The 17,006-nt window shown below is 67.7% G+C and carries 13 protein-coding genes; 5 read left to right on the top strand and 8 right to left on the bottom strand.

Going from position 1 to position 17,006, the window contains the following annotated elements; all coding sequences use genetic code 11:
* Positions 1-10 precede the first annotated feature (10 nt).
* Genes BMY35_RS30400 through BMY35_RS30390 form a run of 3 tightly spaced genes read right to left on the bottom strand, consistent with a single transcriptional unit; the run spans position 11 to position 2,644 of the window.
* Entirely contained in the window at positions 11-811 is an 801-nt protein-coding gene (locus BMY35_RS30400; protein WP_093206734.1) for an ABC transporter ATP-binding protein, read from the bottom strand.
* Complete coding sequence (locus tag BMY35_RS30395; RefSeq protein WP_093206733.1) at positions 796-1,692, bottom strand: ABC transporter permease; 897 nt, start codon at positions 1,690-1,692, stop codon at positions 796-798. Before BMY35_RS30395 ends, BMY35_RS30400 begins: the two co-directional genes overlap by 16 nt.
* Positions 1,673-2,644 (bottom strand): ABC transporter substrate-binding protein, encoded by a 972-nt coding sequence (locus BMY35_RS30390; protein ID WP_093206732.1) that lies wholly within the window; start codon positions 2,642-2,644, stop codon positions 1,673-1,675. Before BMY35_RS30390 ends, BMY35_RS30395 begins: the two co-directional genes overlap by 20 nt.
* Before the next feature lie 304 nt (positions 2,645-2,948).
* On the opposite strand from BMY35_RS30390, the gene recQ reads away from it, so the two are divergent.
* Positions 2,949-4,841, top strand: coding sequence for a DNA helicase RecQ (gene recQ, locus BMY35_RS30385; protein ID WP_093206731.1), 1,893 nt, complete (start codon positions 2,949-2,951; stop codon positions 4,839-4,841).
* Positions 4,842-4,864: 23 nt separating this feature from the next.
* Complete coding sequence (locus BMY35_RS30380) at positions 4,865-5,746, top strand: LysR family transcriptional regulator (RefSeq protein WP_093206730.1); 882 nt, start codon at positions 4,865-4,867, stop codon at positions 5,744-5,746.
* Between the two features lie 7 nt (positions 5,747-5,753).
* On the opposite strand, the gene BMY35_RS30375 is transcribed toward BMY35_RS30380, so the two are convergent.
* From BMY35_RS30375 to BMY35_RS30355, 5 genes are all read right to left on the bottom strand, one after another.
* Positions 5,754-6,746 carry a tripartite tricarboxylate transporter substrate binding protein gene (locus BMY35_RS30375; protein ID WP_093206729.1) on the bottom strand — a complete coding sequence of 331 codons (993 nt, stop codon included), beginning with the start codon at positions 6,744-6,746 and terminating at the stop codon, positions 5,754-5,756.
* Positions 6,736-7,587, bottom strand: a complete 852-nt coding sequence (locus BMY35_RS30370) for an amidohydrolase family protein (RefSeq protein WP_177213748.1) — start codon at positions 7,585-7,587, stop codon at positions 6,736-6,738. Before BMY35_RS30370 ends, BMY35_RS30375 begins: the two co-directional genes overlap by 11 nt.
* 130 nt (positions 7,588-7,717) lie before the next feature.
* Positions 7,718-8,917: a nucleoside hydrolase gene (locus tag BMY35_RS30365; RefSeq protein ID WP_093206727.1), complete on the bottom strand. Its 1,200-nt coding sequence runs from the start codon at positions 8,915-8,917 to the stop codon at positions 7,718-7,720.
* A gap of 203 nt (positions 8,918-9,120) precedes the next feature.
* Entirely contained in the window at positions 9,121-10,740 is a 1,620-nt protein-coding gene (locus BMY35_RS30360) for a S41 family peptidase (protein WP_093206726.1), read from the bottom strand.
* Between the two features lie 93 nt (positions 10,741-10,833).
* On the bottom strand, positions 10,834-13,161 hold the full coding sequence (locus BMY35_RS30355) for an ATP-binding protein (protein ID WP_093206725.1): 2,328 nt from the start codon (positions 13,159-13,161) through the stop codon (positions 10,834-10,836).
* 116 nt (positions 13,162-13,277) lie between these two features.
* Between BMY35_RS30355 and BMY35_RS30350 the strand changes: the two genes are divergently transcribed.
* The 3 genes from BMY35_RS30350 to BMY35_RS30345 all read left to right on the top strand — a co-directional run bounded on the left by BMY35_RS30350 (position 13,278) and on the right by BMY35_RS30345 (position 16,768).
* Positions 13,278-14,477 (top strand): threonine ammonia-lyase, encoded by a 1,200-nt coding sequence (locus tag BMY35_RS30350; protein WP_177213747.1) that lies wholly within the window; start codon positions 13,278-13,280, stop codon positions 14,475-14,477.
* A gap of 119 nt (positions 14,478-14,596) precedes the next feature.
* On the top strand, positions 14,597-14,749 hold the full coding sequence (locus tag BMY35_RS38415) for a hypothetical protein (protein WP_170217208.1): 153 nt from the start codon (positions 14,597-14,599) through the stop codon (positions 14,747-14,749).
* A gap of 153 nt (positions 14,750-14,902) precedes the next feature.
* Positions 14,903-16,768, top strand: coding sequence for a phosphoenolpyruvate carboxykinase (GTP) (locus BMY35_RS30345; RefSeq protein WP_093206723.1), 1,866 nt, complete (start codon positions 14,903-14,905; stop codon positions 16,766-16,768).
* The last annotated feature ends 238 nt before the right edge of the window (positions 16,769-17,006 follow it).

Genomic DNA, 17,006 nt, shown 5'->3' with positions numbered 1-17,006 from the left:
CGTGTCTTCGTCAATGCTCCGCCGCGGCCATCGATTCGGCGCGGATTTCTTCGGTCAGGCGCGCCTTGATTTCCATGAACTCCGGCGAGGTCTTGATGGTGTAGCTGCGCGGGTGCGGGAAGTCGACCGCGATCTCGGTCTTGATGCGACCGGGGCGCGCGCTGAACACCGCCACGCGGTTGGCCATGAAGATGGCCTCGTCGATGTCGTGCGTGACGAACAGCACCGTCTTCTGCGCCGACTCCCAGATGCCCAGCAGCAGCTCCTGCATGAGCACGCGGGTCTGGTTGTCGAGCGCGCCGAAGGGCTCGTCGAGCAGCAGCATCTTGGGGTCGTTGGCGAGAGCGCGCGCGATCGCCGTGCGCTGCTGCATGCCGCCCGAGAGCTGCTTCGGAAAGTGGTTCTCGAAACCGCGCAGGCCGACCTTGGCGATGAAGAACTCGCTGCGCTCCTTCTGGTCGGCCTCGCTCATGCCGCGCTCGCGCAGGCCGAAGCGGATGTTCTGCGCCACCGTGAGCCACGGGAAGAGCGTGTAGCTCTGGAACACCACGCCGCGGTCGGCGCCCGGGCCCTCGATGCGCTCGCCGTCGAGCAACACCTGCCCGGTGGTCGGGAAGTCGAGCCCCGCCACGATGCGCAGCAGCGTCGACTTGCCGCAGCCCGAGGGGCCGAGGATGGTGACGAAGTCGTTCTCCTTCACCTCGAAGTCGATGGGCTGCAGCGCCTGCGTGCGCTGGCCCTTGGTGCCGGTGAAGACGCGCGAGACGCCCTGGATGGAAAGTTGGTTCTGCGACATCACAGTGCGGCCCATGCGAACAAGCGGCGGTTGATTGCCTTGAAGGCGAAGTCGGAAAGCAGGCCGATGACGCCGATCACGATGATCCCGAAGATGATCTGGCCGGTGTTCAAGAGCGCCTGGCTGTCGGTGATCATGTGGCCGATGCCCGATGAGGAGCCGATCAGCTCCGCCACGATCACATACGTCCATGCCCAGCCGAGCACGAGGCGCAGCGTTTCGGCGATGCCCGGTGCCGCGCCCGGAATGAGCACGCGCGCCACGATGCCGCGGCTGTTGGCGCCCAGCGTGTAGGCGGCCTCCACGAGGTCGCGCCGCGCGCCGCCCACGGTGACGGCCACCATCAGCACGATCTGGAAGAAGGAGCCGATGAAGATCACCAGCAGCTTCTGCATCTCGCCCAGGCCCGCCCACAGGATGAGCAGCGGAATGAAGGCCGAGGCCGGCAGGTAGCGGCAGAAAGAGACGAAGGGCTCGAAGAAGGCCTCCACGGCCTTCCAGGTGCCCATGGCGATACCCAGCGGCACCGCGAACACGGCCGCCAGCAGGAAGCCGCCGAACACGCGCCACACGGTCATGCCGATGTCGCCGATGAAGCCGTACTCGGTGAAGAGCAGCCAGCCTTCCTTGACCATGGTCGGCGGGCTCGCAAGGAAGGTCGGCGGCACGAAGCCGCCGAGCGTGGCGATGGCCCACACGAGCACGAAGACGACGAAGAATGCGAGCCCCAGCAGCACGCGGGCGCGCGTGCCGATGGGTTCGAGCGGCGCGAGCGCGCGGCGGCGGGCGGGCGCGACGACCGGCGCCGCGGCCCTGGCGGCCTGCTGCGGTGCAGGCGCCGCGACCGCTGCTGCGGAAGGCATCTGCGCCATGTTCTTACTTGACGAAGCTTGCATCGAAGGTGACCGAGAGGTCCTCGGGCGCCTTGCGGATCACGCCGGCTTCCAGAAGGATGGGCGCGGCTTCCTTCATGAAGCTGGTGAGCTCGCCCGCGAAGAACTTCTGGTTGGCCGCCTTGTCCTGCCAGCGCAGGAAGGCCGACGACTTCGCGAACTGCTCGCCGCTCTGCTTCACGGCGGAACCCATGAGCTCGTTCGACTTCTCGGGCTCGGCCTTGATCATGTCGAGCGCGTCGAAGTACGACTTGGTGAGCGCGGCGGCGGCCTTGGCGTTGGCCTTGAGCCAGGTGGGCGCGCAGCCGACGGTGTCCATCACCATCGGGTAGTCGAGCGTGGTGGCCAGGATCTTGCCGGCGGAGGGGTTGGCGCGCACGGTGGAGAGGTACGGCTCGTAGGTCATGGCGGCGTCGTTCTGGCCGGCCACGAAGGCCTGGGCCGAGGCCTGCGGCGACAGCGTGGTGGTCTTCACGTCCTTCAGCGTCATGCCGTTCTTGCTGAGCATCCAGGCCAGGCCGAAGTAGGGCGCGGTGCCGGGTGCGTCGACGCCGATGGTCTTGCCCTTGAGGTCGGAGAACTTGGTGACGTCGCCGCGCACCGCGAGGCCGTCGGCGCCGTAGGACTTGTCCATCTGGAAGATCTGCACGATCGGCACGCCGTTGGCGTTCCAGGCCACGTGCGTCTCGACGGTGGTGGCCGCGCACTGGATGGCGCCGGAGGCCAGCGCCAGGTGGCGGTCCTTCTGCGGGATCATCTTGAGTTCGACGTCGAGCCCGTTCTTCTTGAAGATGCCGGCCTTGTCGGCCAGCGAGAGCGGCGCGAAGCCGGTCCAGCCGGACATGCCGAGCGCGATCTTCGTCAGATCCTGGGCGGCGGCCGTTCCGGCCATGCCCGCTGCACATGCACCTGCTGCAAGCAGCGAAGCGACTTTCACAACTACCGTCTTGACCATGGGTACTCCTGGGTCTGTTCTTGAGGGGAAAAAAGCTCGGCGGCGGGCCCGATGGCCGGGTGACGCACGCCTCGCATTGTTGCCAGGCGCCCCAACTTGTATATACAGGATAACCCGAAAGGTCATTTTTGGTGCACTTCCTTGGGAAATGCACCCATTTGCTGTCTAGACAGGAAAGGACACAGGACGGCGGCCACCATTGCAAACCTCGTGCCACAGTCATATCTGCGGCGCTGGGGGACAATCGACGGCCGCCCTCTTTCTCCCCCTTCCCCTCCTTTTCCGACCTCCCCGCCCGCTGCCTGTGTCCTCTCTCGCCCCCCAACCCATCGACATCTCCGGCAGCAGCGCCCCTTCCGACATCCTCCACGAGGTCTTCGGCTATGCGCAGTTCCGGGGGGCCCAGCAGGACATCGTCGATCACGTGGTGGGCGGCGGCGACGCGCTGGTGCTGATGCCCACGGGCGGCGGCAAGTCGCTGTGCTACCAGATCCCGGCCATCGCCCGGCAGCGCGCAGGGCGCGGCGTGGCGATCGTGGTGTCGCCGCTCATCGCGCTGATGCACGACCAGGTGGGAGCGCTGCACGAGGCCGGCGTGAGCGCGGCCTTCCTCAATTCCACGCTCGACTGGGAGGAGACGCAGGACGTAGAGCGTCGCATGCTGCGCGGCGAGATCACGCTGCTGTACGCGGCGCCCGAGCGCGTGAACACGCCGCGCTTCCTGTCGCAGCTCGATTCGCTGAAGGAGCGCGGCAAGCTCTCGCTCTTCGCCATCGACGAGGCGCATTGCGTGAGCCAGTGGGGTCACGACTTCCGCCCCGAGTACCGCGCGCTCACCGTGCTGCACGAGCGCTACGCCGGCGTGCCGCGCATCGCGCTCACGGCCACGGCCGACGCGCTCACGCGCGCCGACATCGTCGAGCGGCTGCAGCTGGAGGACGCGCGCCAGTTCGTCTCCAGCTTCGACCGGCCGAACATCCGCTACACCATCGTCGAGAAGAAGGACGCCACCACGCAGCTGCTGCGCTTCATCGAGCGCGAGCACGAGGGCGACGCCGGCGTGGTCTATTGCCAGTCGCGCAAGCGGGTGGAAGACGTGGCGGTGTCGCTGCGCGACGCGGGCATCAACGCCCTGCCGTACCACGCGGGCCTCGATGCCGCGGTGCGCCAGCAGCACCAGGACCGCTTCCTGCGCGAGGAAGGCATCGTGATGGTCGCGACCATCGCCTTCGGCATGGGCATCGACAAGCCCGACGTGCGCTTCGTCGGCCACCTCGACATGCCCAAGAACATCGAGGGCTACTACCAGGAAACAGGCCGCGCCGGCCGCGACGGCGGACCCGCCGACGCCTGGATGGCCTACGGCCTGCAGGACGTGGTCAACCAGCGCCGCATGATCGACGAGAGCCCCGCCGGCGAAGAGTTCAAGCAGGTGATGCGCGGCAAGCTCGACGCCCTGCTCTCGCTGGCCGAGGCCAGCGACTGCCGGCGCGTGCGCCTGCTGGGTTACTTCGGCGAGAAGAGCACGCCCTGCGGCAACTGCGACAACTGCCTGAACCCGCCGCAGGTGTGGGACGGCACCGATGCCGCGCGCAAGCTGCTGAGCACCATCTACCGCGTGCAGCAGTTGAGCGGCATCAGCTTCGGCGCCGGGCACATCATGGACATCCTGCGCGGCAAGCCGACCGAGAAGGTCAAGCAGTTCGGCCACGAGCGCATCAGCACCTTCGGCATCGGGGCCGAGTTCAGCGAGGTGGCGCTGCGCGGCGTGCTGCGCCAGCTGATCGCCACTGGCGCGCTGGCGGTGGACGCCGAGGCCTTCAACACGCTGAAGCTCACCGAAGGCTCGCGCTCGGTGCTCAGGGGCGAGACGCAGGTGACGCTGCGCGAATCGGTGTCGTCGCCGGCGGAGCGCAAGCCCCGGCGCGAGAAAACCGCCAAGGGCGCGCCGCCGCCGGCCGCGGCCAAGCTCGACGACATGGGCAGGAAGCGCTTCGACGCGCTGAAAGCCTGGCGCGCCGAGGTCGCGAAGGAACACAACCTGCCGGCCTACGTGATCTTCCACGACGCCACGCTCGCGGCCATTGCCGAGCGCGCGCCCGCGACGCTCGAGGACCTGCAGGGCATCAGCGGCATCGGCACCAAGAAGCTCGAGGCCTACGGCAGCGAGGTGCTGCGCGTCTGCGAGGCGTTCTGAGGCCGTAGGAAAAAGGCGCGGCCGTGGACACCCGCCAGATGCGCTGCGTGATCGCGATCGCCGAGGCGGGCAGCCTCACGAAGGCGGCCGAGCGGATGGGCCTGGCGCAGCCGGCGCTCACGCAGACGCTGAACCGGCTCGAGCACGAACTCGGCACGCGGCTCTTCACGCGCTCGCGCCGCGGCGCCACGCTCACGGACGCAGGGCTGGCCGTCATCGACGACCTGCGCGCCAGCCTGGCATACGGCGACGCGGCCACCGAGCGTGCCCGCGCGATCGGTGCCGGCCGCGCGGGCCGGTTGACGATCGGTTTCGTCACGCACGCGGTCTACGAGGTGCTGCCGAACGCGCTGCGCCGGCTGCGCGCCGAACATCCGCAGCTCGACGTGGTGCTGCGCGAGATGAGCAATGCCGAGCAGGTCGCGGCGCTGGAAGGCGGGCGCATCGACATCGCGCTGCTGCACCCGCCGGTGTCGGTCACGGCCCGGGTGCACGAACTGCGGCTGGGCGAGGAGCCGATGATCGCGGCGCTGCCCGCCGCATGGCCGCTTCATGAGGACGGCTGCGTGTCGCTCGCCGACGTCGCACAACACGGCCTGGTGTGGTTCCCGGAACAGCAGATCCCGGCCCTGCGCGCACAGCTGCTGGGCGCGCTGCGCCGCGCCGGCCACGAGACGCGCGTGGTGCAGGACGCCAACCGCACGCTGACGGTGCTGGCCTGCGTGGCCGCGGGGCTGGGCTGGTCGCTGCTGCCGCGCTCGGTGCGCGCGCTGCAGCACGAGGGCGTGCGCTATGCCGAGGTGCGCGACGGCGCGGGGTTGCCGGCCTTCGAGCTCTCGGCGCTGTGGCTGGCGCGCTCGCGGCCGACCTTCGCCGACGCCTTCGCGGCCATGCTGCGCGGCTGACGCAGCCTCAATCCAGCTGGATCCTGTTGTCCTTCGCGACCTTGGTCCACTTGGCGATCTCGGCGCGGCGGAAGCTGTCGAGCTCGGCGGGGCTTGAGCCGATCACCTCGGCGCCCAACGCTTCGAGCCGGCCGCGCACTTCCGGGTCCTTGAGCGTGGCCGCGAGTTCCTTCGAGAGCCGCTCGGCCACCGGCGCGGGCGTGCCGGCCGGCACGAACACCGCATTCCATTCGTAGACCTCGTAGCCGGGCAGGCCGGCCTCCGCCACGGTGGGCAGCTGGGGCAAGGCGGACGAGTGCGTCTTGCCGGTGACGGCCAGCGGGCGCAGCTTGCCGCTCTGGATGAAAGGCAGGCTCGAGGCGATGCTGGCGAAGAACACCGGCACATGCCCCGACATCACGTCGGTGAGCGCGGGGCCGCCGCCCTTGTAGGCCACGTGCGTCATCTGGACACCTGCCATCGAGGTGAACAGCTCGCCCGCGAGGTGCTGCGCCGAGCCGTTGCCCGACGAGGCGTAGTTGATGCCGCCCGGCTTCGCCTTGGCCTGTGCGATCAGGTCGGCCACGCTCTTCATCGGCGCCGAGGGGTTCACCACCAGCACGTTGGGCACCTTCACCAGCAGCGACACCGGCGCAAGCTCGCGCAGCGTGTCGAAGGGCATCTTGCGCAGCGCCGGGTTCTGCGCGTGGTTGGAAGCGTCGAGCAGCACGGTGTAGCCGTCGGGCGCGCTCTTGGCGACGAGGTCGCCGCCGATGGCACCGCCGGCGCCGCCCCGGTTGTCGATCACCACCGGCTGGCCCAGCTTCGCCGAGAGCTTGGGCGCCACGATGCGCGCCACCGCGTCGACCGTGCCGCCGGGCGGGTAGCTCACGACCAGCCTCACCGGCTTGGACGGCCACGCCTGGGCATGCGCGCCCAGGCTGCCCAGCAGCAGGGCCGCGCCGGCGAGCGCGAGCGGAACGGCGCGCAGCAGTCGCGCGCGAGAGATTTCATTGGTCATCGGTGATGTCTCCTGTCTTGAACTTGAAGAGCCGCGCCGGCGTGTCGACCAGGATGCGGCGGCGCGCAGCGGCGTCGGGTACCCAGTCGGCCAGCGCCGCATGGGCGGCGGTGTAGTCGGCGATTTCGCGGTGCTGCGTGTGCGGCCAGTCGCTGCCCCACACGAGGCGTTCAGGGCCGAAGGCCTTCAGCAGCGCCTGCGCGGCTTCGTGCGCGCGGGCATCGGTGGTGGCCGCGGGCCAGTTGCGGTAGGCGGCCGAGAGCTTGACCCAGATGCGCCCACTGGCCGCGGCGCCAAGCAGCCAGGCAAAGCCTTCATCGTCGGCGGGCGCCGATGCGGGCCGGCCGAAGTGGTCGACGACCAGCGCGCATCCGGCGTCGAGCACGGGCCGCGCCGCCTGCGGGAGGTCTCGCGATTCGCGATGCAGCTCCACGTGCCAGCCCAGCGCACGCACGCGGGCGAAGAGCCGCTGCCAGTCGGGCCGCGAGAGGTCGGGCAGCGGCATGCCCACGATGTTGAGGCGGATGCCGACGATGCCGGCCTCGGTCATGGCGCGCAACGTGGCGTCGTCCACCTGCGGGTCGACCACGGCGACGCCGCGCAGGCGCCCCGGGGCGGCGCGCAGCGCATCGATCAGGAAGCTGTTGTCGGTGCCGAGAAAGCTGGGCTGCACCAGCACGCCGTGCGAGACGTCATGCGCGTCGAGCAGCGCGAGGTACGCGGCCAGCGTGGCGTCGTAGTCGGGCGCATGCCGGCGGGCCGCCGCCAGGGGCAGTCCACGCACGAACACGTGGGCGTGGCTGTCGACGGCGGTGATGGCGGCAATGGCGGCGGACGGCACGGCGTTGTCTCTGTCGGATTCGTTGTGCGTCCGCGGGAATGCGGACGTGGGCGAGTATCCGAAGGGCAGCGCCTGCCGGGAACGGGTCTCCCGGTTGTATTTGGATAAGCGCGGCTTATGACGACGACGCTCAGTTCGTCGTCGCGGGCAGCGTGATGGGCACCGGCCGCGTGAGCAGGTCTACGTAGAGCTCGAAGAAGCGCGCGTTGTCGAACTTCTTCACCACCGTCATCTTCTGCAGCGTCGCGCCGGCTGGCTGCGACGAGTAGCCGATGGAACGGCCATTGTCGGCCGCGCCCGGCTTGGCGATCACGTCGACGTAGCGCTCGACGGTCTGCGTGGCGTAGCTCGGATCGATCAGGTAGGCCAGCGTGAGGGTGTCCCAGATGTTCTGCGTGTAGTTGGGGTTGTTCTCGAAGCCGTTCTTACCGTCGAAGCCGTAGCCGTTGAGCTTCTGGAACACGTCGGTCACGGCCGTGGGCTTGGCCGGGTGGGCGATGCGGTCGTAGATGGGCTTGGTGAGGAACACGGTGTCGGTCACGTCCAGCGGCACCACCACCTGCGGAATGGGCAGGCGCACCACGAACTGCGCGGCATCGGGGTCGAACCACCAGTTGAACTCGGCGGCCTTGGTGGTGTTGCCCGGCACGTCGACGGCGCCGCCCATGTAGATGATCTTCTTGATGAGCGGCACTATCTCGGGGTTCTGCTTCACCGCGAGCGCGATGTTGGTGAGCGGGCCGATGGCCAGGATGGTGATCTCGCCAGGGTTGGCCTTCACGGTGTCGACGATGAAGTCGACCGCGGTCTTGCGCTGCACCACCGTGCGTTTCGCGAAGCCGTCGGGCGAGGGCTTGAGATCGGCGTCGGTCTTGGGCTCGGGACCGCCCCAGGCGCCGAGGTAGCCGTCGCCGCCGGCACCGGCGGCCATTTCGGCTTCGACGTCGGCATAGGTGTGGTTGAGCGCGTAGTTCGCGCCCGAGTAGACGCCGATGCGGTCACCCACGCCGAGGCGCTCCACCGACATCAATGCATCGGCCACGCCCTGCTTCAGCCACTGGTTGCCCGAGACCACGCTGATGCCCATGACCTGCACCTTGCCGTCGGCCTGCAGCTGGGCGGCCATCACGCCGAGCTGGCCGTCGTCGCTCATGGTGTTGTAGTCGCTGTCGATGATGATCTTCTGCGCGCCGGAACCGCCGCCCGATCCGCCGCCACCACCGCCCCAGCCCGGGCCGAGACCGATGCCTCCGCCCCCGCTGCCGCCGCCTCCGCAGCCCGCCAACATCGTGATGACGGCGATGAACATCGCCCCGATCCATTTGCGCATCTTCTCTCTCCTGGTACTAGGAAGTTGGTTCTCAGGCCGGGCAAGTCCTGCCCGCCTGAGATACAAACGTTTGCGCAAACCTTTGCGCAAACGTTTAACTCACTCTACGGCGCGAGCGACAGGGGTGGCAAGCGCCAGCGCTAGGGGTTTTCCGCGAGCCCGGAGGAGAGTCGGGGTCAGCTCTCGGGGGAGCCCAGGGCAGTTCAGGCCGGATCGGGCAGGCCGATCAGCCGGTTCTCGCGCAGCGGCGAGCGGCCCGGCAGGTAGGGCTGCTCCGCTTCGGGCCCGGCGGCCTTCTCCAGGCCCTCGACGGCGGTCTTGGTCGAGACGGGGCAGGAGCCCGTGCTGCGCAGCGCGAGCGCCGCGGCGAGCCGCGCCTCGGCCTTGTCGCCGAGCTGGTGGCCGAAGTCGTCGGCCACCGTGCAGCCGGCGGTGGGCGTGAAGCCGTCGCTGTAGTCGCCGTAGCCCTGCTGGTTCACGCCCTTGAACTGGATCGCGAAGTAGGTGGTGCCGCAGTTGTCCTGCGGATAGAAGCCGTAGGGCTTGCCGCAGGTGGTGCCGCCGACCAGGTTGACGGTGACGCCCACGCCGCGCAGGCTGTTGATGACCGATTCGCTCGCCGAGCAGGTGTCGGGGCCGGTGAGCACCGTGACGCGCGAAAGGCCGAGCGTGGGCAGTGCCTGGCCGCTGCGGCTGGTGGAGACGAAGGGCGTGAGCGTCTGTGAGGCCGTCAGGTGGAACGGGTTCTTGTCGTTGAAGACCAGCTGCTCGAAGGTCTTGCCGGTCGTCGCCGAGGGCGACGCGATCATGTAGGCCAGCCGGCTCGCGATGAGCAGCTGGCCGCCGCCGTTGTAGCGCATGTCGAGCACGAGGTCCTGGATGCCCGCACCCTGCTTGAAGGTGTTCACCGCATTGATGAGCAGCGACTCCGACGTGGTGATGTGGTCGTTGAACAGCAGATAGCCCACGCGGCCGCTGCCGGTGTCGATGACCTGCACGTTCTGCACCGGCGTGCTGGTGATCTTCGCGGCCGTCAGCTGTACCGGCGACTGCGCCACGCCGTTCACCTCGAAGGTGAAGGTGTGCGACTCGCCGACGGCCTTGGGCGACAGGGCGGCGTTGATCGCATTGACGTTGGCAGTGCCGGTGCTGCTGACGACGTTGATGCCGTCGATCGTGAGGATCTTCGCGCCGCGCTGCAGGCCCGCGTTGGTGGCGGGCGAGCCGGGCTCGACGAAGGCGATGCGAATGTCGCGCGGCGGCGAGCTGCGCACCGACGCCGTCTCCATGCCGTAGCCGGCCGAGACGCCGCCCTGCGTGAGCTGGCGGTAGACCTCGGTGTCGTAGGTGAAGTGGAAGCGGTCCTTCGCGCGGCCCGACGCCGTGGTGGCCGTCGTCTTGAGGACGTTGAACCAGGTGACGGGCGTGGCGTAGTCGGCGGCCTTGAGGGTGGTGGGCACCTCGCCGTACCAGAGGTAGGTTTCGTCGATCCAGCCGCGCACCCAGCTCTTCTCGTTGTCGATCGTGCCGCTGCGGTCGGGGTAGGCCGCATTGGTGTCCGGGTTGATGCCGCTGCGCGGCGATGCGCACAGGCCCGCGACGGTGGCCGAGGCGACGATGCCGTCGCCGCCGCTCGGGGTGTTTGTCGGTGGTGTCGTGGTGCCCGGGATCAGGCCGATCGGCAGGCCACCGCCGCCGCCCCCTCCTCCACCGCCTCCGCAGCCCGCCAGAAGGAAAGCGGCAGCGAGCGCCGCGCCGGCGGCAGCCCATGCACCAGGACGCGGCAGCCGCCGCGCGTCGTCGACCTTGCGAGAACCCACCATGCGCTCCTCCTCGTGCCCGCATCGACGGGCGGATGTTTTCGTTCTGCGCGGCGACGGCCGCCCTGAGCCTTCGGCTTGCTGCCGCCGCCGGTGCTACTGCACGAAGCCCATGCCGCGCGACTCGCGCACTTCGGGCTTGATGCGGTGCTCGGCCTCGAGCTGGTCGAGAAACTCGCTCGCGGAGAACTCCGCGGCGAGGATATCGGTCTGCCGTTTCACTGCCGCGAAATCCCCCGGGCACAGCTGTGCAAGCTGCGCGAGCCGCGAACGCATGGCATTGGTCATGAGTTCGGCGTCGCCCGCGAGCGCCTCGGTGATGAACATGCGCTCGCGCTGCGCGGCGGTGAGCGGCATGAACTTGATCTTGAAGGTGAAGCGCCGCAGCGCCGCCTGGTCGAGCCGGTCGAGCAGGTTGGTGGTGCAGACGAAGACGCCGTTGAAGCGCTCCATGCCCTGCAGCATCTCGTTGACCTCGGTGACCTCGTAGGTGCGCTGCGCGCCGCGGCGGTCCTGCAGGAAGCTGTCGGCCTCGTCGAGCAGCAGCACTGCCTTTTCGGTCTCGGCCTCGCGGAACATGGCGGCCATGTTCTGCTCGGTCTCGCCGACGTACTTGCTCATGAGGTCGCTGGCCTGCTTGACGATCAGCGGACGGCCCACGGCCTTGGCGATGTGCTCCGCCAGCGCGGTCTTGCCGGTGCCGGGGGCGCCGTAGAAGCACAGCGTGCCGTGGCCGCGTGCCTTCAGCGCCTCGACGATGCGCGGGATCTCGAAGCGGGTCTCGACGTTGAGCATGTCGAGGTCGTAGGTGGTGACGCTGCGGCGCTCGCCGCGCGCGGCGTCGGCGGTGCCGAGGGCGAGGTCGGCATTGCGCAGCTGGCGCTCGATGAGCGTTTCCATCGACGCGTCGTCCTCGGTGCGGGCCAGTCCGGCGAAGCGCACCGCCGTACGGATCTGCGCGGGCGTGAGGCCCTTGCGCCCGGCCAGCTTGGCGGTGAAGGCCTCGGACACGACCACGCCTTCGAGCGTCTTCTTCACGAGCTGCTCGCGCGCGCCGGGCGGCGGCGACTTGAGCTCCAGGTGATAGGCGAAGCGGCGACGGAAGGCCGGGTCGATCTGCTCGATGCGGTTGGTGACCCACAGCGTGGGCACGGGATTGGCCTCCAGGATCTGGTTGACCCAGGCCTTTCCGCTGACGCTGCCGCTGGTGGGCGCCGGGATCTGCTCGGCGCGCGCCATGAACTGCGCGGCCTCGGTGCTGATGGGCGGGAACACGTCCTCGACCTCGTCGAACAGCAGCGCGGCCTGCGCGCTGCCCTTGAGGAACACCTGCGCGATCTGCAGCGAACGGTAGCGGTCGCGGCCGCTCAGCGAATTGCCGTCGCGGTCGGCGTACTCGACTTCGAAGAGCTCGAGCCCGGCGGCCTGCGCGACCACCTTGGCGAGCTCGGTCTTGCCGGTGCCGGGCGGGCCGTAGAGCAGCACGTTGACGCCCGGCTCCTTGCGCGCGACCGCCGCGCGCAGCAGCCTGACGAGCATCTGCGCGTCTTCCTGCACGAAGGAGAAGTCATGCGGCGTGAGCGCGCTCTTGGCCGAGGGGCGCGTGAACACGGCCATCAGCTCGTTGTGATCGCGGTACTCGCGCATGAGCACCGGCGGCAGCTTCTCGCTGACCTTCATCAGGTCGGCGAGGTCGGTGATGTTGTGCTCGGAGATGAGGTTCTCGACGAGCCCGATGCGCTCGAGCCGCGAGCCCGCGCGCAGCGCCTCGCCCACGTCGCTCGCGTTCACGCCGGCGATGTCGGCGATGGCGGCGTAGGCCTCAGGTGCGTTGTTGACCTTGAACTCGACCAGCAGCGAGCGCAGGTCGCGCTGGTAGCGCGCGAGCGTGCCGTAGAGCAGCAGCGCACGCTCGGCCTTGTTGAGCTGCAGCAGGCCCGCGAGGGCGTCGATGTTTTTCTCGACGAGCGTCGACTGCTTGCGCAACGCGTGCGTGAGCCAGTCGCGCGTGACAGCGAGCACAGATAGCAGGTCCTTGGGCTGGTCCTTCGCGTATTCGTCGAGATAGAAGAAGAGCGTGCCTTCCTCGTACGGTCCGCGCCACACGCCATGGCGCTCCAGCAGCGTGCGGCCGTCGAAGTCTTCCACGCCCTTCCAGGCTTCGTTGCCAGCACAGCGGCGGCCGAGAAACTCGCGCAGCCGCTGCAGCACGGCAGCGGGCCACACCAGGTGACGGCCCGTAAGCGAAAGCAGGCCGTTGATGTCGCGCCGCACGTTGAAGCGCGGCCCCTGCTTGGCGGCCAGGGTCAGCACGAAGTGCGAGCACATGAGCTCGAGCACCGGCGCCTCCTTGAGTCCAGGCGACGGCAATGCCTGCCCGCGTACCGCAGCAGCCACGACATCGACACCCGCACGCTTGGCCATCAGGCAACCTCCAACGAGGACAATTTCGGACAGACCATAACGCAGACTTTTGGCTTCGGGAAGACCGTGAAAGGGTAAAAACCCTGATGGGTGCGATTCCAGCCACAATGCGCGCCATGGTCGGAATCCAGGAAATCGAGCGCGCCGCGGCGCGCCTGCAAGGTCAGGTGCTCAACACGCCGTGCGTGGAGTCACGCACCCTGTCGGAAATCGTCGGCGCGCAGGTGTTCCTGAAATTCGAGAACCTGCAGTTCACATCCTCGTTCAAGGAACGGGGCGCATGCAACAAGCTGGTGGATCTTTCCGAGAACGGTACACGCGGAGTGATCGCCATGTCTGCCGGCAACCATGCGCAGGGTGTGGCCTATCACGCGCAGCGGCTCGGACTGCGGGCGTTGATCGTGATGCCGCGCTTCACGCCCGGCGTGAAGATCGAACGCACGCGCGGCTTCGGCGCCGAGGTGGTGCTGCACGGCGACACGCTGGAGGCGGCGCGAACCCATGCCTTCGAGCTTGCTCAGCACGAGGGGCTGACCTTCGTGCATCCCTACGACGACGAGGCGATCATCGCGGGCCAGGGCACGGTGGCGCTGGAGATGCTCGACGCAGTGCCCGATCTCGACGCGCTGGTGGTATCGGTGGGCGGCGGCGGGCTGATCGCCGGCATGGCGGTGGCCGCGCGCGAACGCAAGCCCGACATCGAGATCGTCGGCGTGCAGACGACGCGCTTTCCGGCGATGGTCAATGCGGTGAAGGGCACGCACCACGCGCAGGGCAACAGCACGATCGCCGAGGGTATCGCGGTCGGCACGCCGGGCGTGCTGACGCAGCAGATCATCGCGAGCAAGGTCGACGACCTGCTGCTGGTGGACGAAGGCGACATCGAGCAGGGCGTGCTGATGCTGCTCGAGATCGAGAAGACTCTGGTCGAAGGCGCCGGCGCGGCCGGGCTGGCGGCGCTGATCCGGCATCCGGAGCGCTTCAGGGGCAAGCGCGTGGGGCTGGTTCTGTCCGGGGGCAATATCGATCCGCTGCTGCTCGCGGCGATCATCGAGCGCGGGATGGTCCGGGCCGGGCGGCTGGCCCGGGTGCGTGTCAGCGCGCGCGACGTGCCCGGCTCATTGGCCCGGATCACGGCCACCGTGGCCGAAGCGGGCGCTAACGTCGATGAGGTGCACCATCAGCGCGCCTTCACCATGCTGGCAGCGCAGAACGTCGACGTCGAGTTGGTGCTGCAGACGCGCGGGCGGGCCCATCTGGCCGGCGTGCTGGCCGCGCTTAAGGACGCGGGCTTCGAGGCGGAAGAGCAGCATTGAGGGGCGAGATCAACCCCCGAATGCCCCATTCGGGGGCTCGCAACCCCCTAGACCGGCTGGAGATGCCCCGCCGGTAAAATGCCAGCAGTTTGTCAATTGTGTATTCGAGGAATTTCCCGATGTCCAATCCCACTCCCGTCGAGCCGAGTCAAGGCGCGGCCGTCGAACACGACGCCGTAGAGTCGGTCGTTCACCTGATGCCGCTGGTGCTTCCCCTGGCCGGCGGCGTGCTGATGCTGCTGCTGGCATCCATCGCCGTCTTCATGGCCTGACGCTGACAGGCGTTAGCGCCTTTGTCTGCGGGCGGTGCGGCCCGCACTGACGCAATCTCCCGAAGCGAAACGTTTTCTCAAACGGACCTCCGTGCCTGAGCTGGCGCGGCGTCCCGTTCGGAAAGACGATTTTTCAACTTAGGAGATTTTCCGATGAACGCACCCACGATGAAGGGCCTCACCATTCAGGCGCCCTCATACGTCAAGAACGCAAAGCTGATTGCCTGGGTGGCCGACATGGCCGCGCTGTGCAAACCCGAAGCCATCCACTGGTGCGATGGGAGCAAGGAAGAGTACGACCGCCTCTGCCAGCAACTGGTGGACGCCGGCACCTTCCGGAAGCTCAATCCGGCCAAGCGCCCCAACTCCTTCCTCGCGGTGTCCGACCCGAGCGACGTCGCGCGCGTGGAAGATCGCACTTACATCTGCTCCGAGCAGAAGGAAAACGCCGGCCCGACCAACAACTGGATGGCCCCTGCCGAAATGCGCGCGACGCTGCAGCCGCTGTTCGATGGCTGCATGAAGGGCCGCACGATGTACGTCGTGCCGTTCAGCATGGGCCCGCTGGGCTCGCCGATCGCGCACATCGGCATCGAGCTTTCCGACTCGCCCTACGTGGCGGTCAACATGCGCATCATGACCCGCATGGGCAAGGCTGTTTACGAGGTGCTAGGCGCCGACGGCGAGTTCGTGCCCTGCGTGCACACCGTGGGCGCGCCGCTCGAGGCCGGTCAGAAGGACGTGGCCTGGCCGTGCAACAAGACCAAGTACATTGTCCACTACCCTGAGACGCGCGAGATCTGGAGCTATGGCTCGGGCTACGGCGGCAACGCGCTGCTGGGCAAGAAGTGCTTCGCGCTGCGCATCGCCTCCAACATGGGCCGCGACGAAGGCTGGCTGGCCGAGCACATGCTGATCCTGGGCGTGACGAACCCCGAGGGCAAGAAGTACCACGTGGCCGCCGCTTTCCCCAGCGCCTGCGGCAAGACCAACTTCTCGATGCTGGTGCCGCCGGCAGGTTTCGAAGGCTGGAAGGTCACGACCATCGGCGACGACATCGCCTGGATCAAGCCGGGCAAGGACGGCCGCCTGTATGCCATCAACCCCGAGGCGGGCTACTTCGGCGTGGCGCCCGGCACCAACATGCTGACCAACCCGAATTGCATGGACAGCCTGCACCACGACGTGATCTTCACGAACGTCGCGCTCACCGATGACGGCGACGTCTGGTGGGAAGGCATGGAGCAGGACACCAAGACGCTGCCCGAGCACCTGACCGACTGGCAGGGCAAGGACTGGACGCCGCAGATCGCCAAGGAAACCGGCGCCAAGGCCGCGCACCCGAACTCGCGCTTCACCGTGGCTGCGACGAACAACCCGGCGCTCGACGATGCCTGGGACGATCCGAAGGGCGTGGCCATCGACGCATTCATCTTCGGCGGCCGCCGTTCGACCACCGTTCCGCTTGTGACCGAGGCTCGTAACTGGGTCGAAGGCGTCTACATGGCCGCGACCATGGGCTCGGAAACCACCGCGGCAGCGGCTGGCCAACAAGGCGTGGTGCGGCGTGACCCGTTCGCGATGCTGCCGTTCATGGGCTACAACATGAGCGACTACTTCCAGCACTGGCTCAACTTGGGCAAGAAGCTGGAGGCCGCTGGCGCCAAGCTCCCGAAGATCTACACGACCAACTGGTTCCGCAAAGGTGCTGACGGCAAGTTCGTCTGGCCTGGCTATGGCGAGAACATGCGCGTGCTGAAGTGGATGATCGATCGCGTCGAAGGCAACAAGACTGAAGGCGTAGATCACATCACCGGTGTGAGCCCGCGCTATGAAGATCTGAACTGGAAAGGCCTGAACTTCAGCGCAGAGCAATTCGCGACGGTCACCAGTATCGACAAGGCGGCCTGGGAGGCTGAATTGAAGTTGCACGCGGAGCTGTTCAAGCAGCTCGAGCATCATCTGCCGAAGGAATTGCCGGAAACGAAGGCTGCGATTGAGCAGCGTCTGGCCGCCTGATAGCCGACTGCTTCAACGTAAAAGCCCGATGGAGTTTCCATCGGGCTTTTTTATTTCCACTCAGAACGCACTCGAACCGAATCAATTAGCCGAGGATCTTTTGTTGGATCTAGTAGCCGTAGGCGCAGCCGAGATGAACAGCACAGGCTTGCACAATCTCTAGCTGCTTCTCGGTATTTTCCGTTTCCGCGACTGCAAAGCAAAAACCCCCAGCCGATATTCGACTGGGGGTTTCTGG

It is taken from the genome of Variovorax sp. YR750 (genome assembly GCF_900109805.1).
Taxonomy (GTDB): domain Bacteria; phylum Pseudomonadota; class Gammaproteobacteria; order Burkholderiales; family Burkholderiaceae_C; genus Variovorax; species Variovorax gossypii.
Note: the sequence above shows the minus strand (reverse complement) of the source record. Positions and strands in the feature narration are given on the sequence as shown.

Bases quoted from the DNA above. Each gene is read 5' to 3' on its own strand.
- BMY35_RS30400 (WP_093206734.1), bottom strand. From the start codon at position 811: ATGGGCCGCACTGTGATGTCGCAGAACCAACTTTCCATCCAGGGCGTC.
- BMY35_RS30395 (WP_093206733.1), bottom strand. From the start codon at position 1,692: ATGCAAGCTTCGTCAAGTAAGAACATGGCGCAGATGCCTTCCGCAGCA.
- BMY35_RS30390 (WP_093206732.1), bottom strand. From the start codon at position 2,644: ATGGTCAAGACGGTAGTTGTGAAAGTCGCTTCGCTGCTTGCAGCAGGT.
- BMY35_RS30375 (WP_093206729.1), bottom strand. From the start codon at position 6,746: ATGACCAATGAAATCTCTCGCGCGCGACTGCTGCGCGCCGTTCCGCTC.
- BMY35_RS30365 (WP_093206727.1), bottom strand. From the start codon at position 8,917: ATGCGCAAATGGATCGGGGCGATGTTCATCGCCGTCATCACGATGTTG.
- BMY35_RS30360 (WP_093206726.1), bottom strand. From the start codon at position 10,740: ATGGTGGGTTCTCGCAAGGTCGACGACGCGCGGCGGCTGCCGCGTCCT.
- BMY35_RS30355 (WP_093206725.1), bottom strand. From the start codon at position 13,161: ATGGCCAAGCGTGCGGGTGTCGATGTCGTGGCTGCTGCGGTACGCGGG.
- BMY35_RS30350 (WP_177213747.1), top strand. From the start codon at position 13,278: ATGGTCGGAATCCAGGAAATCGAGCGCGCCGCGGCGCGCCTGCAAGGT.
- BMY35_RS38415 (WP_170217208.1), top strand. From the start codon at position 14,597: ATGTCCAATCCCACTCCCGTCGAGCCGAGTCAAGGCGCGGCCGTCGAA.
- BMY35_RS30345 (WP_093206723.1), top strand. From the start codon at position 14,903: ATGAACGCACCCACGATGAAGGGCCTCACCATTCAGGCGCCCTCATAC.